The sequence below is a fragment of the Enterocloster sp. 210928-DFI.2.20 genome (genome assembly GCF_020554465.1).
Lineage (GTDB): Bacteria > Bacillota > Clostridia > Lachnospirales > Lachnospiraceae > Enterocloster > Enterocloster bolteae.
Map to the genome: position 1 here is coordinate 1 of NZ_JAJCHK010000019.1, position 16,038 is coordinate 16,038.

The 16,038-nt window shown below is 48.2% G+C and carries 15 protein-coding genes; 1 reads left to right on the forward strand and 14 read right to left on the reverse strand.

Annotated features, from left to right (window positions below):
• The coding region (locus LI015_RS16820; RefSeq protein ID WP_227125745.1) for a hypothetical protein at positions 1-239 on the forward strand (239 nt) is incomplete at its 5' end.
• A 322-nt stretch (positions 240-561) separates the two neighbouring features.
• Here the strand turns inward: LI015_RS16820 and LI015_RS16825 are convergent.
• The 14 genes from LI015_RS16825 to LI015_RS16890 form a co-directional block, all read right to left on the reverse strand.
• Positions 562-846 carry a DUF6809 family protein gene (locus LI015_RS16825; RefSeq protein WP_227125747.1) on the reverse strand — a complete coding sequence of 95 codons (285 nt, stop codon included), beginning with the start codon at positions 844-846 and terminating at the stop codon, positions 562-564.
• A gap of 1,039 nt (positions 847-1,885) precedes the next feature.
• On the reverse strand, positions 1,886-2,140 hold the full coding sequence (locus tag LI015_RS16830; protein WP_227125749.1) for a hypothetical protein: 255 nt from the start codon (positions 2,138-2,140) through the stop codon (positions 1,886-1,888).
• Positions 2,141-2,436: 296 nt separating this feature from the next.
• On the reverse strand, positions 2,437-3,687 hold the full coding sequence (locus LI015_RS16835) for an MFS transporter (RefSeq protein ID WP_227125751.1): 1,251 nt from the start codon (positions 3,685-3,687) through the stop codon (positions 2,437-2,439).
• A 12-nt stretch (positions 3,688-3,699) separates the two neighbouring features.
• On the reverse strand, positions 3,700-5,514 hold the full coding sequence (locus LI015_RS16840; RefSeq protein ID WP_227125753.1) for a CocE/NonD family hydrolase: 1,815 nt from the start codon (positions 5,512-5,514) through the stop codon (positions 3,700-3,702).
• Positions 5,515-5,695: 181 nt separating this feature from the next.
• Complete coding sequence (locus tag LI015_RS16845; RefSeq protein WP_306560979.1) at positions 5,696-6,652, reverse strand: LysR family transcriptional regulator; 957 nt, start codon at positions 6,650-6,652, stop codon at positions 5,696-5,698.
• A gap of 276 nt (positions 6,653-6,928) precedes the next feature.
• Positions 6,929-7,174: a hypothetical protein gene (locus tag LI015_RS16850; protein WP_227125755.1), complete on the reverse strand. Its 246-nt coding sequence runs from the start codon at positions 7,172-7,174 to the stop codon at positions 6,929-6,931.
• Between the two features lie 15 nt (positions 7,175-7,189).
• The gene (locus LI015_RS16855) at positions 7,190-8,896 is read right to left on the reverse strand and encodes a sodium:solute symporter family protein (RefSeq protein WP_227125757.1); all 1,707 of its coding nucleotides are present in this window, start codon (positions 8,894-8,896) and stop codon (positions 7,190-7,192) included.
• Positions 8,897-8,919: 23 nt separating this feature from the next.
• Complete coding sequence (locus LI015_RS16860; RefSeq protein ID WP_227125759.1) at positions 8,920-9,933, reverse strand: electron transfer flavoprotein subunit alpha/FixB family protein; 1,014 nt, start codon at positions 9,931-9,933, stop codon at positions 8,920-8,922.
• A gap of 13 nt (positions 9,934-9,946) precedes the next feature.
• The gene (locus tag LI015_RS16865; protein ID WP_227125761.1) at positions 9,947-10,729 is read right to left on the reverse strand and encodes an electron transfer flavoprotein subunit beta/FixA family protein; all 783 of its coding nucleotides are present in this window, start codon (positions 10,727-10,729) and stop codon (positions 9,947-9,949) included.
• 17 nt (positions 10,730-10,746) lie between these two features.
• Positions 10,747-11,883, reverse strand: a complete 1,137-nt coding sequence (locus LI015_RS16870) for an acyl-CoA dehydrogenase (protein WP_227125763.1) — start codon at positions 11,881-11,883, stop codon at positions 10,747-10,749.
• A 21-nt stretch (positions 11,884-11,904) separates the two neighbouring features.
• Positions 11,905-12,738 carry a 3-hydroxyacyl-CoA dehydrogenase family protein gene (locus tag LI015_RS16875; protein WP_227125765.1) on the reverse strand — a complete coding sequence of 278 codons (834 nt, stop codon included), beginning with the start codon at positions 12,736-12,738 and terminating at the stop codon, positions 11,905-11,907.
• Positions 12,739-12,755: 17 nt separating this feature from the next.
• On the reverse strand, positions 12,756-13,535 hold the full coding sequence (locus LI015_RS16880; RefSeq protein WP_227125767.1) for an enoyl-CoA hydratase/isomerase family protein: 780 nt from the start codon (positions 13,533-13,535) through the stop codon (positions 12,756-12,758).
• A 6-nt stretch (positions 13,536-13,541) separates the two neighbouring features.
• Positions 13,542-14,720 carry an acetyl-CoA C-acetyltransferase gene (locus LI015_RS16885; RefSeq protein WP_227125769.1) on the reverse strand — a complete coding sequence of 393 codons (1,179 nt, stop codon included), beginning with the start codon at positions 14,718-14,720 and terminating at the stop codon, positions 13,542-13,544.
• Positions 14,721-14,737: 17 nt separating this feature from the next.
• Positions 14,738-16,036: an acetyl-CoA hydrolase/transferase family protein gene (locus LI015_RS16890; protein ID WP_227125771.1), complete on the reverse strand. Its 1,299-nt coding sequence runs from the start codon at positions 16,034-16,036 to the stop codon at positions 14,738-14,740.
• Between the last annotated feature and the right edge of the window lie 2 nt (positions 16,037-16,038).

The window sequence follows — 16,038 nt, forward strand, 5'->3', positions numbered from 1 at the left end:
TGGTAAAAAATAGGCCTTCTGATAACCAGATTTCTTCTTACGATTTTCTTAAGATACACAAGTTCGGTATACAACCAGGCTTGCAGATTACATTTCCAGAAAAGATTCCCCCGCGACTCATGGTAAAAAACAGCCCTTTGATAGCCAAGATTAATTGCATAAACTTTTCAAGCCACCTTGAACCCTCCTATCATCTGCCCTTTGAAAATATCGGCCCAAAAAATGCCCCTCACTATTAGTCCAGTTTCAGACCCCTTTTGATAACCTCAAAAACTCATTTTCGTTAAAAGTGCACATATAACTTTAGTTATTTTTACTCAGATTATCACGCCTCAAATGGTTTATATTCTTTTCCTCTGTACTAGATATTCCATTGGGTACTTCTTGGCAGGCCACCATGGGCCAGGGCATGGCCCACCAGATAGACAGACTCCACTCTTGGAGTAGCATGTATTTTTTTGTACGGGTACAGCACGTATTTGATTTTTTTCGCCTTGTTTTTCCTCTCTAAACAAACAAAAAGCCGCCACATAATATGACGGCTACCTTCAAAACATACTATCACATATCCCGAATCATTTTCATCAACCGTATCCCATCCTTCACCCCTTCCTCATACAGATACAGCTGACACATCCCATTTCCATCCAGCATGTCATCAATACAATTCTCTATGGCATCCCTCTGCTCCTTGGTAATTTCCTTCATCCAATGGTCCATCCGTTCGTTCAGCTCGTGGTCTGCTTTCTTTTCTTCCTGTGTCTTATCTACCTGCCATCGGGTTACCAGCCATTCTACCCTGGCTGCTATGACATCCTCACATTGTTCCCTCGTAGTTTTCTTCATGGACACTCCTCCTTCCGCCAACACCATATCGAATATCCCGGCGGAAGTCCATATCCACATGTCATAAAGATTCTGCTCCAAATACGTCAGAACCACCTACAGGGTGCACCTATAAATACACCATTTTCCTTGTATTTGCGTGGTCTCCAGCCAAAACCGACCACCTGACAGGTGACCAAGGCGCCAAACAGGTGCACCTCCATGGAAGCAGAAAAACGCCCGCATTGCGGGCGATTGTGGCCGGGAGGGGCGCCTTTAGGTGCACCTCCCTTTAACCTGCACACAAATCGAACGCCGGAATCACCTCTGAAATCTGCATGCTGATAGTCCATGATATCCCTGTCTCTGTACTTGATTTTACGCTGTTTTCTCAAATCCGCCCAAATTCCGTGGCTTTCTCCTAACATGCCCAGTACTCCCACTCTCCCCCGCAAAAGCCCACACGCTGCCTTACCGTGCGTCACAAGCCTGGTTTATCCGGCACCCTGTCTGGTCATTCTACAAGTATTCGCTTTCCCATTGCCGGTACTATCCTACGTCGTGGTATATCTATGGAAAGACGAATCACATCTCCCCTGTACCCATACGCTGTCTTGCGTATTCTCCGTGCCCCATGTTCATCCCCTTGTTTCCATTATTCATCATTCGCCCGATTGACAGTGTTTCGCCGTTCCTGGCTCCTCATACCAGTCCTCCCTTCACTTGATTCCCGGCTTTCGATATATTCCCTGATGGCTAGCGGTACCTATTTTTCATATAATTTCTACAGTGTATGCAGAAGTTCCGCCTCCAAGTCCACCTCTTTCTTTATCGTATACTTTTCCAATGCCGACAGTTTCTCTTCATCATATTTCAGTTAGATAATTGCCTTTTTCACGATAAGCCTCCCTAATATTCCATATTTAATCCTTTATCTAACTCAAAAAATCCATCCGTCACTCATCTCAGCGTACATTTCGATTTTCTCGCCTGCCTGATGGATGGACAACTCCTGTTTCTGGATATCATAATACTAGACGTGGTCTGATAGGATTTCCTCTTACCGCACTTCATTTTTGTTAACGAATCGGACTATATCTTCTAAATCATCGGATATACCAACATCAGGTATAGCCTCCTTGTAAGTTCCCATTTGCAGCATTCCCTCTGGTGATATTCTTATAAAAGCTCCTGATTCACCACCCATATAATAAAGCGCGTCCCGTCCGTTTAGAATAGTAATTGTATCTTCCTGCCACCTGCAGGAGCTTCTCGCAGTTATCTCCCTCCAGTAATCAAATTCTTCTTGAATCATAACTCCTCCTCTTTTAAGTCTCTACAGAATATGATGAGCATTTAATATAAAAATTCTTTGAGTATACCGAATGGGGACATAAAAACAGAGGCATCATGACAAATTCTTAATGTATGCCACAACAATAAAGCAAACGTGTCAGGAATCCCTGGGCTAGAATAGCTTAAGATATGCAATACAAAAAGGAAAGTTATTGGATCCCTTTTTACCATCAAACCATACAAAATTGAGTGAAGCCCGGGAAGATTTCCTCAGCCCAGGCTTCAATATGATTTCAATAGAATATTACAGTGGGACTATACCCCTTTACATTCCGCCACCTGCCTCTTACGTGACAGATAAAGCGACTGTATCACCACCAGGCCCACAAGCATCATTGAGGCGCAAACCATATATCCAGTCAGATACGTTCCTGTCAAATCCGTCATTAACCCAAAAAATGTAGAGCCAAGGATGATTCCCACATTATAAAATGCCAGTATATATGAATAGATGGCTCCGTATTCCCGGTTACCAAAGAGGTCTGTTGTCCAGAATGGATTACCCATGGTTCCAATAGGGATACCGATAGCAAACAAAAGCGCAAACAGGTAAAGGAATGGTGTGCCTATGGTAATAAAAGCCGCGCTGGCAAGGCCTACACCATACACAATGAAAATATACCAGTTTGATTTATAGGTTCCGAATCTATCTGCTATGGCTCCGTAGAGCGGTTTGGTGAATATGTTGACAAACGCATACATGGAAAAGGCACTGGCCGCCACCATGGGCTCATACCCCGCACTTCTGGCATAAAGGATAATGTGTCCGATTGCAGGCTTAACCGTAAATCCCACCAGAAACGCCACAAAGCTGAGCATCCAGAAGGAGGGCATTCTCAATGCTTCCTTTTGAGTATATCCCGTAACCACCTTCTTGCCTGTGTCAGCCGACATACCCGATTCCTCAAAACCATATGGCTTCAGCCCCATATCTTCAGGATTGTTCCTTACGATGAAAAATGCAATACCCTCCAATACCAAAATGATGGCGCTGGCAAACATAAAGCCGTACATCAGTGAATATTTTTGTATAATCCATGTAATCGTGGGCGTTAGTATGGTGCTGGAGACACCTGACCCTACTGTAACAATACCAAATGCTTTGCCCCGGCTTTTGACGAACCAGCGGTTAATCAGTGTGGAAGTTGGGACATGCCCGGCGCCTCCCAGTGTGATGCCTGTCAATATGGCACCCAGATACAAAACCGGAATGGAATCCGCTACTCCCATCAGCACAAAACCGATGATACATATAAATACAAAAAACAGATTGACACTGCGTACACTATATTTTTTATACAGATTACCGGCTCCCCCCAAAGCAGCAATGGTCGCAATCCCCTGCAGGGACATGATAAATGAGCTCTGGGTTCCCGTCAGGTTCAGCTTTTCCCTTAATGCCGGAAGAAAAATAGAAATTCCTACGGAAGCTACGCCGATCACACATAAGTTCATCATAAAAGCGGCTGCCATCACATACCACGCATAATGTATTTTCTTGTTCATCATTTCCTCCTGTTATTGTTTTGGCATGACCGGCAGCTGTATATAGGACATATTCCCATCTTCCGAATAGATGGTTGTCTCACCGGAGTAAATCTTCTTTTCATCATATTCGTACTGCAGACAATGGGTATAAATGGAATGTCCCCGGGCGTTTCCTGCCTTCTTGACATTTTTCCAGTCTTCATACTTGTCATTCTTCACCTCATCCTTGGAGGGAAGTGAGAAATCACGGCCGCTGATGGTGAATCCAAAGCGATAGCCTGCCGGAACCGTCATGCAAATAGGCCATACCTCCACATCCAGCTCGTAAATTTCCCCTGGCGTCAATGGCTGCTTCTCATCATGGGTATGCCACGGTCTATATGGTTTACTCATCTGCGGGTCCAGCTTCCTGTGGGACGCTCTGAGCCATCCGGTTCCCAGATTGCCTTCCGGATCGCTGGCCGCAACCGTGGTGACATCATTGCCGTCCGGATCCAAAACCCTGAATATAAGATAAATATCCGCATCCTCAGTGGTTGAGGAAATATAAAGCTTTGCCGTTACATGGCCTGTAAGTTCCACTTCTTCCTTTAACGGTTCAGTAAAATAAGAAAGATGCTCACTTTCTGCCTTAAACGCAGCTTTGCCAGGTGTTCCCGGATGATTTATAAACCCGCCATTATTCAAATCAAAATAATACTTTGTCCACTGTGTCTCTGCCGGAGGCCATTCCTGGGCGGTGCGCTGGGTAAAGGTACCGTCTACATGTTTGATATTCATAAATACCGGCGGCTGCTCAAACGTCCCCTCATTCTTCAGAAAACATCCAAAGAACCGCTTCTGCAGCTCTAGCCCGTAATTGGTATAAAACTCGGCATAATGCTCATTACCATGAATTTCCAGCCACTTCTGATCAGAACTGCATCTCATATACCCTTCGATATTTCCCCTCAGATGCAGACCGTTTCCTCCCCAGTTAGCACAGGACAGCACCGGAACCTTTACCTTTTCAATATCCGGCGTAATCCTGGTATAAACATCACTAATCCATTCATTCGCCGTTGGAAGCATGGATGCGTCCGCCCGGTTCTTCTCCAGCTCCTCCTCACTTAATGTCTCAGGTCCGGATACCAGAACACCATTTATACTGCTTCTCCGTCCCCTCTCTCCCAAGCCGTGCTGTGTGCTTTTAACTTGTGAAGGATACCACATGCTCCTGAAATCCATGAAAATGCCACCATGCCTGATATTGTCACGGTACACATCAAAATTCCCTTCAAAAGGACAGATTGCTTTCAGATGAGGCGGATTAGCCGCTGCCGCCGACCACATGGCGATTGCATAGTAAGAGATACCTGCCAGTCCAACGTTGCCATTGCTCCAGGGCTGAGCGGCAAAATATTCGATACAGTCATAATAATCCTGAATCTCATCAGGACTTCTGGAATCCAGATAGCCTTCTGAGCGGCCGGATCCCCTGGAATCAATCCTCACAACCGCGTAGCCATCCGGAACCCATTTTTCCGGATCCACGGTTTCCCAGTTCATGTATTTTTCACTGGTTCCCTCAAATATTTCAGGATACTTCCGCTTTAATGTATTCCAGCTTCCCTCATACCCATCCTTAAAATGAAGGCTTTTCCCGTAAGGTCCCTGGGACATCAGAATTGGGTATTGTCCATCGTCATCCGGGCGGAACACATCCGCCCTGAGGGTCACCCCGTCACGCATATGCAAAGGCACATCCCATTCAATCCGCATACCGTCCTGCACAACACTTTTCATGAACGGATCATCGAGCAATTGCTGTTTCGTGGTGACTACCCCCGGTTCCTGTTTACTCATATTCATTTCCTCCTGACATGTGATTTTGTACAGTCAGTATATTAAAAAAGTCCCTGTTTTGTCTAATTTGTATGTTTTATACATTTTATAAATATGTCTTATATATTCCCATCCACATGTGCATAAAGCCAACAAAAAAAGCCTGCCGAAAACAGCAGGCCGATTCATACATCAATGCCAATCAGATGTTGGCTTTCATTATGCTTTTTGAAATTGCCACCAGGCGCTCCGTATAGGGCTCCAGACGTTTTGTTTCACTCTTTCTCCATGCTATAATGAATGGATATGTAATACCACCTAATGGCAGCAGCTTTAGGGTGGGGTTGTCCACGTACCCGCTGAGTGTAAAGATTATGCTCTCATCCACATGCAGGTACTTTCTAAGTGTAAAATAATCCACATTCCTGTACTGGAACTGCATATTTACATGATTAGCGCGCAGAAATCTCTGGATATCCCTGGTCAGCATGGATTTGTTCAGGGAATTAGGCCAATAGCAGGTCAGGCCGTCCAAATCCCTCCAGCTCACATTTTCTCTGTCAGCCAATGGATTATTACTGTTGACGATTCCATTCATTGACAGGTTATACAGCTTCCTGTAGCTTATATTTTTATTTAAGTGAAGGTTTTCCGTATCCACCATATGACATATATCCAGTTCACCGTTCAGAAGCCTTTCCGCTATCAGCAGACGGTTGTCAATCTCCACCTCCAAAAGTATATCGGGAAAGGACTGTCTGAACATATGTACCACCTTTTTAATCTTAGAGGACTCATTTCCGTCACTGAACCCCATGCGTACCGGCTTTTCACTTATATGCCCATAAGATTCCTTTAAGCTTTTAAAGGTCTTCTCCACATCCGCCAGAAATCCTCTGGTCTCTTCCAGAAACTGTTCGCCAGCTTCTGTCAGAACCAGTTTCCCTTTATTTCGGGTGAATAACTTCACCCCCAGTTCTTTCTCCAGCTGCGCAATCTTCTGGCTCAGCAGCGGCTGGGAAACATTCAGGAGTTCCGCAGTTTTCATCATTGTCCCCTGTTCAACCACTAGAATAAAGTATTGGAAATGCTGCAGTGTTAAAGACATGTAGCCCGGATAGTCCAATTTGTCACCTCCATCAGCAGATAAAGCCCTCATCAAATATCACAAAAATCAATCATGATTTTTTCCACTTATGCACATATAATTAATAATTATCGGTTTTATAAGCGGATATTATCGGTTTTCCAAAATAATAATGTTTTTTAACGATTCCAGTAATTTATTTGTAATTATATCACACAAAAACCAATTTCGTCAAAATTAATCTAAAACATTGCTGCATTTTCACATTCTGTATATACTGGTGTCAATTTCTTTGCCTGAAAACGCAAAAAAAGCCCACCATGATTGAGATGAGCTTTTGAGATATATTTATTTTGCGATACCACCCAGTATACCACGCCCTTTGTCCGTGATAATGCAATACCGCTTTATAATTCCCTTTGATCGAATATATCCATCGTCCTCAAGCCGGGCTACAACGGGAATCAGCTTGGCCGTATCCCCGTCCACTGATTTCACAACATCATAATAGTCCGTTCTTTTGCCCAGGTTACCATCATTTAAATCCCGGATTGCCTCCAGAACCTGCATTTCTTCCTGATTCAGAGTAAACATAATAATCCCCCTTTCCTATGCCGTGACTGACCAAATAACACAAAAAGCAGCGATACACACAAAGGCAGCCATTATCATGGCAATGTCCCTGCCGCCGGAAGAATCCGCCGCAAATTCCTGTTCCGAAGAACAATGCTCGGATCGTATATAAGTCATATAATCAATCTCCCTAATCTGCTTATTCATGGCCAGTTCGCTTACCGCCAGGCGTATCTGTCTGGCGTCAATGTCAAACCGGTCAATAAAGTCCGCCATGGTAGCCGTCCTATTGGAAAGAAATTCCAGTATATCATCCTTTGCCTTTGATTGGGCCGGGTCCTCTCTCCCCCACCAGGAACCGGTCTTAGCTACGGCCAGACTCACAGCCACCATAACTACCATACTGATTACCATGGACCACCAGATACCGTCAAAACGTGTGCCATGGCCGGTAAAGGTCCAAATCATAGCTACTGTACCAGCGCTGAGTATGGAAAGCAGTGCTCCTTCCTTACAAGCTTTTTTCCAGTATAAAGCGCCAATAAGGGCCCCAAAATTACCGCTGCTGAACACGAAAAGAAAATTCAGTCCGGAAACAACCGATTTTAACGAGGTAGCCATTAACAGAATACTGACCAGAACACCAACGGTCACCATACGGGATACCCGGTTGATATTCTTTGAATTCGTTCCTGTATGGCCCAGGGCACGCTGGTAAAAATCCCTCACCAAAACAGTGACAGCTCCCATGGCACAGCCATCTACGGTTGACATGGCGGCAGCAAACACACCCGTCATAGCCAGGGCGCCAAAAATAACAGGTGAAGCAGCTATCATCAGACTGAGAGACTGTTCACTGTTTGAAAGAGCCGGAAACGCTGCCCGCGCAATCATGCCAATCACGGTCCCAGGTATAAGTACCATGATAGTGAGGGCCACGGCTGTTGTAAAAAAGCCCATTTTTGCATGTTTAACACTACGTGCGGCAGCTGTTCTCTGAAAATACCACTGGGATCCCCACTCGTTTACCCACATCCACTGAACCACCCATGTCATGACCATTTTAAGGGAAGGTCCTAACAAGGTAAAATAGGTGGTCGGCAAGTCCTCTAGGGCTTTCACGGCCTGAAATCCTCCAAAAGCTCCCATACCCCAGATTGCCACCAGGGGAAAGGCCAGAAAACAGCATACCATCTGCGGTATAATTGTATAATTGGAAGCGGCCAGACCACCCATGGTCATATAAAACAAAGTGATGACCCAGGCAATCATAATCCCTATGTTTTCCCCCAGGCCAAACATGGTGGAAAAAATCAGGCCGATTGCCTTAAATTGCGCGGACGCCGCTGATATGCCGGAAAGCACTATAAAGAATCCGGCAATCATCCGTACATTAAATCCGTACTTGATTTCAAACAGCTCCGCAATGGTAAATGCGCCGCTCTGGCGTACCCTTTTCGCATAGAGAAATGCACATATCAGAAATCCGATAATGGTGCATCCCTCATAAAAAATCCCTCCCAGTCCATAGATATATGCAAAGTTAGATACAGATGTAATGACTGCTCCGCTAAAGTTACTTCCGACCAGGCCTCCGGCCACAATCAACCAGCTCATCTGGCGCCCGGACAGAAGATAATCTGTGTTAGACTTAACATTTCCGCTGGACATTTTACCCAAAACCAGCAGAATAATCAGATATGCCGCCAGAAAAGACAGCTGTATTATTTGATTCCCTCCCATATAACATATCCTCCTTTTGATTCTCAGGCCCGCTCTGCTCTTATCCTTTTCACTGCATCGGTAAGCAGCGGTACAATTTTACATGCATCCCCTATTACGCCATAGTCCGCCACATCAAAGATGGGCGCAGATTCATCCTTATTCACAGCTATGATGATATCACTCTCCTCCATGCCGGCCAGATGCTGTATGGCGCCGGAAATTCCGCAGGCTATATAAAGGTTGGGACGTACTGTCTTACCGGTCTGGCCCACCTGGCATTCCTTATCCCTCCAGCCTGCGTCCACCGCTGCCCTGGAAGCGGATACGGTTCCTCCCAGTTCCCGGGCCAGATCCTCAAGCAGCCGGAAATTCTCAGGGCTTCCCATCCCTCGTCCTCCTGATACAAGCACCCTGGCATCCAAAATATCCATCCGTTCACTAACCCGCTTAATGATATCCACAATCTCAACATTTCTATGTTCCGATAGGTTTTCCACATGGAAACGCTCTACTGCGCAGCACGCATCTTTAACAGGCTCCCTGCGCTTCATGACGCCAGGGCGTACGGTTGCCATCTGGGGCCGGTGTTCCGGACACAAAATAGTTGCCATGATATTACCGCCAAAAGCCGGGCGGGTCATCATCAGATTGTTTGTCCCATCCTGGATTTCAAGTCCCGTGCAGTCCGCCGTCAGTCCTGTATGGATTCGCGCCGAAACCCTGGGAGCCAGGTCCCTGCCGATGGCGGTAGCTCCGTACAGCATGATATCCGGCTTATAGGTGGTCAAAACAGCCGTAAGGGCATGAGCGTATGTTTCGGTCATGTATGTCTCCAGCTCCGGGGCGTCCGCCAGGATGATCCGGTCTGCACCGTATTCAGCCAGACGGCGGGCCAGTCCCTCTACCTTGCAGCCCATGAGCACTGCCGTAACCTCTGTCCCCAGTGTCTCGGCCAGCTCCCTGCCCTTTCCAAGCAGCTCATAGGTTACATTGGAGACCACTCCATCCACCTGCTCAGCAAAGACAAAAATCCCCTTGTACTCCTGTATGTTCATATGAGTCCCTCCTTTATATGATAAACTTTTCCTGAAGCCTTGACGCCAGCCACTCAGCTGATTCCTGCGCATCCAGTGAAACCACGGTTCCTTTTCCTTTGACCGCTTTTGTGAAGGACTGGAACACCCGGGTAGGAGACCCCTTAAGTCCAATATTATCATCACTGATTTCCAGGTCGGAACGATGGATTTCCTCTATCTGCCGTTCCCGAAACGCTTCAAAGATTCCCCCGGGTGTCATGTACCTGGGTTGGTTTAATTCTGCCAGAGCCGTGATGAGACAAGGCAGCTTTGCGCGGATTATGTGGCAGCGATCCTCATATTGCCTTCTGACGGTAATATCCCCCCCTTCCAGGGTCATCTCTTGGGCATAGCTTATATTAGCCAAACCCAGATGTTCTGCAATCTGAGGCCCGACCTGGGCGGTATCCCCGTCTATGGCCTGGCGGCCTGTTATGATTAGGTCATAATCAAATCTGCGGATAACAGCGGCCAGGGTGGAGCTGGTGGCCCAAGTATCCGCCCCTCCAAAGGCGCGGTCAGTCACAAGAATCCCTCTGTCAGCTCCCATGGCAAGTGCTTCCCTAAGGGCCAGCGCGGCCTGGGGCGGACCCATGGACAATACCGTTACATTTGCTCCATGCAGGTCTTTAAGCCGCAATGCGGCCTCCAGCCCTGCCTTATCATCCGGATTAATAATACTCGGAACACCATCACGTATTAATGTTCCGGTTTCCGGATTCAGCTTCACTTCATTCGTATCCGGTACCTGCTTGATACAAACAATAATATTCAACCTATTTTCCTCCTCTATCACAACATGCCGCCGGCAATTACCATTTTCTGGACTTCACTTGTGCCCTCATATATTTCAGTAATCTTGGCATCCCTCATCATCCTCTCTATGGGATAATCCCTGGTATATCCATACCCTCCGTGAAGCTGTACACATTTAGTGGTCACCTCCATGGCAGTTTCGGCTGCAAACAGCTTAGCCATGGCCGCCTCCTGGGAATAGAGGTCCTGGTGATCCTTGGCATACGCCGCCCTATATACCAGGAGGCGGGCCGCCTCAATCCTGGTCTTTAAGCCGGCCAGCTGAAACCTGGTGTTCTGGAACGCGGAAATAGAACGTCCGAATTGTTTGCGTTCCTTCACATAGGCCACGGTCTCATCCAGGGCGCCCTGGGCAATCCCAAGTGCCTGGGCCGCAATGCCGATACGTCCGCCATCCAGGGTGCCCATGGCAATGCCAAAGCCTTTTCCCTCTTTGCCCAGAAGGTTTTCCTTTGGTACCTTACAGTTCTCAAACACCAGCTCGGTCGTACTGCTGCCCCGGATTCCCATTTTTAATTCCTTCTTCCCAATAGAAAATCCTTCAAAATCTTTTTCTACAATAAAGGCAGAAATACCCTTTGTTCCCTTAGATTTGTCCGTCATGGCAAAAATAACATATGTGTCCGCCACACCACCGTTGGTGATAAATATTTTGGTGCCGTTTAATATATAATGGTCTCCCCGCAGGACAGCCTTTGTCTGCTGGCCCGCCGCATCTGTGCCCGCCCCCGGCTCCGTAAGCCCGAAGGCGCCCAAACTCCTGCCCGCGGCTAAGGGAACCAGATACTTTTCCTTCTGCTCCTGCGTTCCGTATTTACGGATTGGATCCGCGCAAAGAGAGGTATGGGCGGATACGATCACGCCTGTGGTTGCGCAGACTCTGCTTAATTCCTCCACGCAGATTGCATAGGCAAGAGTATCCGCCCCTTGTCCGCCCCACTCCTTTGGAACCGGAATTCCCAAAAAACCGTATGCGGCCATCTTTTCAACTGTCTCCGTTGGAAAACGCTCTTGCTCATCCAGTTCTTGGGCCAAAGGCTTTACCTCGTTTTCGGCAAAGGTCCGGAACAAAGTCCGGGCCATTGTATGTTCCTCAGACAGAACAAAATTCATTCTATTTCCTCCTCATAAACTTTAATATGTATAAAAACCTTTTCCCGTCTTTCGGCCCAAAAGTCCTCCCCGCACCATCCTGCGCAGCAGAGGATGGGGACGGTATTTAGGATCGCCTGTCTCTGTTTCCAGCACTTCCATAATGGCAAGGCAGACATCAAGGCCGATTAAATCCCCCAGGGTCAAAGGGCCCATTGGGTGGTTCGCTCCCATTTTCATGGCATCGTCAATGTCCTTTGCCGCAGCCACGCCTTCCGCCAGAATGGCGCAGGCTTCATTGACCATGGGTATCAGTATCCGGTTCACCACAAATCCAGCCGAATCCTGTACGACAACCGGAGTTTTTCCAATATCTCTGGCAATTCCACATATTTCATCCGCCAGTTCCAATGGGGTGCCAATCCCCACAACTACTTCCACCAGTTTCATGACCGGGGCCGGATTGAAAAAGTGCATTCCCACCACCGGACGGTTGAGCCAGGCAGACAGCTGAGTCACGGAAAGGGACGAAGTATTGGTTGCAAAAACCGCGTTTTCACTGCATATCCCTTTCAGCTCCTCAAAAATGCGGCGTTTTAAATTCAAATCCTCCAGTACGGCCTCTATGATAAGTCCGCAATCCCGGGCACAGCTGTTGGTTCCGGCTGTGATGCGCTCCAGACAGGATTTGGCCATGTCAGGCTCCAGCTTTCCTTTTGCAATCTGTCTTTCCAGACCTTCCCTGATTCTATCCTTTCCTTTGGCCGCAATCTCGCCGCTGATATCACATAAAACCACAGAATACCCCTCTACGGCCGCAAATGCCTGAGCAATACCGCTTCCCATGGTTCCTGAACCGATTACTCCAACCTTCATAAACCCTGACCTCCTGTCTATACGCCTAAAAATGGTTCCGGCTTCCGTTTTTCAGCAAACGCCGCCATGGCCATACGCTGGTCACGGGTGCCGAAACAGGATGCAAATTCCACTATTTCAAATCTTCCAGCTTCTTTTAAGGTACATCCCGCAGTCCGGTTCGCCACACGCTTGGAAGCACCTATGCCCAAAGGTGCATTTCCCGCAATCTTGTCCGCCATCAAAAGAGCCTCGTCCATCAGCCTGTCACATGGCACTACTTTATTAACAAGTCCCATCCGAAGGGCTTCCTCAGCGCTGACCCGGTTACAGGTAAATACCATCTCCTTGGCCCTTGACAGTCCAATCGTGCGGACAAGGCGCTGTATGCCTCCGTAACCGGGAATTATACCTAAGGACGTCTCCGGAAACCCAAACACCGCCTGTTCAGAGGCAATGCGGATGTCACAGGCCAAAGCCAGTTCACATCCGCCCCCCAGCGCATAACCACCTACAGCAGCGATTACAGGCACAGGTAAGGTCTCCAGCTTTTCCATCACGGAGTTTCCCGCATGTGAAAAGTCCCCAGCCTCCTGTACGCTCAGCATCGCCATCTCAGTAATATCGGCTCCCGCGGCAAACGCTTTCCCTCCTGTTCCCGTAAGAATCAGGCAGCGGATGTCTGTCTTTGGAATCGCCTCCAAAACCTCTCCCAGTTCAGCAATAACCTGGCTGTTCAGCGCATTCATGGCTTCCTTCCGGTTGATAGTAAGGATTCCCGTATATCTGTTTGTTTCATAAATTACTGTTTCTGCCATGCCGCCTTAGTTCCTCTCAATAATCGTACTGACTCCCATGCCGCCGCCCACGCAAAGGGTGGCAAGTCCGCATTTAGAATCCCTGCGTCTCATTTCATGGAGCAGAGTCACTAGTATCCTGCAGCCAGACGCGCCTACCGGGTGGCCCAGAGCAATGGCACCTCCGTTCACATTTACCCTGGCGCTGTCCCAGCCCAGTTCCTGTCCCACGGCCACCGCCTGCGCGGCAAAGGCTTCATTGGCTTCTATTAAATCTATGTCATTAAGAGAAATACCCGTTTTTTCCAGCACCTTTCTGGTACTGTACAAAGGACCCATACCCATGATTTCCGGTTCCAGTCCGGCCACCGCTCCTGCCGTCAGCCATGCCATGGGCTTTATGCCCAGTTCCCCTGCTCTTTGAGCGCTCATGACCACAACCGCTGCCGCTCCATCGTTAATACCAGAGGAATTCCCTGCCGTCACAGTCCCATCCGATTTGAAAGCAGGCCGCAGTTTTCCAAGACTTTCAGCGGTTACACCGGACCTGGGATACTCATCCCGCTCAAATATCACAGTCTCCTTTTTCGCTTTAACCGGCACAGGCACAATCTCCTCTGAAAACCGGTTATTTTTCATGGCCTGTTCTGCCTTCTGCTGGCTCCATGCTGAAAACTCATCCTGCATTTCCCGTGTAATACTATACCGCTCCGCCACATTTTCCGCCGTCATTCCCATATGATACTGGTTAAATGCGTCAAACAGCCCGTCATTTATCATAGAGTCTATAAGAACATCATTTCCCATACGGTAACCAAAGCGGGCCTTTGACAGCACATACGGCGCTGTGGACATATTTTCCATGCCGCCCGCCACTATCACATCCGCGTCGCCGGAACGGATTAGGGCAGCTGCCATGTTCACACTGTTAAGGCCGGAACCACACACAAGATTCAGTGTCTGTGCAGGCACCGAAACCGGCAGACCGGCCTTTACGGACGCCTGCCTTGCAGCGTTCTGTCCCAGTCCGGCCTGAATCACACAGCCCATCAGGACCTGGTCCACATGCTCCGGATCTATACCGGCCCGTTTTACCGCCTCCCTGATGACAATGGATCCAAGCTCTGCCGCCGGTGTGCCGGATAAAGCGCCGCCCAGCTTTCCAACTGCTGTCCGCACCGCACCTGCTAATACTACTTCTCTCATCCTGTTCCTCCCTCCTGTCAGAACTTACACCGGAACCGCTTTTCAAACGACTCTGCCAGTCCATCCCGGAAAGCAGGATGAGCGATATGGATCAGCATCCTTGCCCGCTCCCGGACCGTGTGGTATTTAAGATGGGCAATTCCGTATTCCGTGATTACATACTCCACATCATACCTGTTAGTGGTAACGGCCGCGCCTTCATCCAAGGTTGCCACGATTTTTGATATTGTACCGCCGGCCGCCGTGGACGGCATGGCAATGATGGACCTTCCGCCCCTGCTGAGCGCCGATGCCCGGACAAAATCCACCTGTCCGCCCACCGCCGATATCTGTGTGGTACCAACCGATTCAGAGCATACCTGTCCCAACAGGTCCACCTGTACGCATGAGTTGATGGAAACCAGATTGTCATTCTTACCTGCCACATAGGGATCATTGGTATAAGTAGCCGGATACATGGCAACCATGGGATTGTTGTCCACAAAATCATACAGCCTTTTTGTGCCCATCAAGAAGGTGGCAACCATCCTGTCCCTGTGGAAATTCTTTTTCGAATTATTAATAATACCGGACTCCACCAGCTCCACGACCCCATCTGAAAACATCTCAGAATGGATTCCCAGATCTTTTTTGTTCTTAAGAGAGAGCAGCACTGCGTCAGGAATCGCGCCGATTCCCAGCTGGAGGCAGTCGCCATCACGGATCAGACTGGCACAATATTCTCCGATTGCCCTCTCCACATCCGTAATGACAGGAGGCGCCAGTTCAATGAGGGGAGCGTCATGCTCCACAATCATATCCATATCAGATATATGGACAAATGTATCACCAAGTGTTCTCGGCATCTGCGAATTCACCTGGGCAATCACCAGATTTGCCTCCTTTACCGCGTGTTTTGAGTAGTCAACCGACACCCCCAGGCTGCAGTAGCCATGTTCATCCGGCCGGGACACATGGATGACGGCCACATCCAGGGGCATAGTGCGGTGCCAAAGGTTAGGTATCTCCGAAAAGTAACAGGGGGTAAAATCCCCGTGCCCATCCCTGACCGTCTTACGGGTCGTTCCTCCCACAAACAGTGAATTGTGGCGGAAATATGGCTCCATTCCGGGCTGTGCATACTTACTCTGGCCCATGGAGATCATATGGGTGATTTCCACATTTCTGTAAGCTTCCCGATTGGCGACCATGGCTTCAATGATATGGGTGGGTTCCCCCACCGCATGACTCAGGGAAACCCTGTCCCCTGATTTTATATGCTTCACAGCCTCCTGGGCCGTTGTCAGCTTTTGCCTGTATATCGCTTTCCAATCCAATT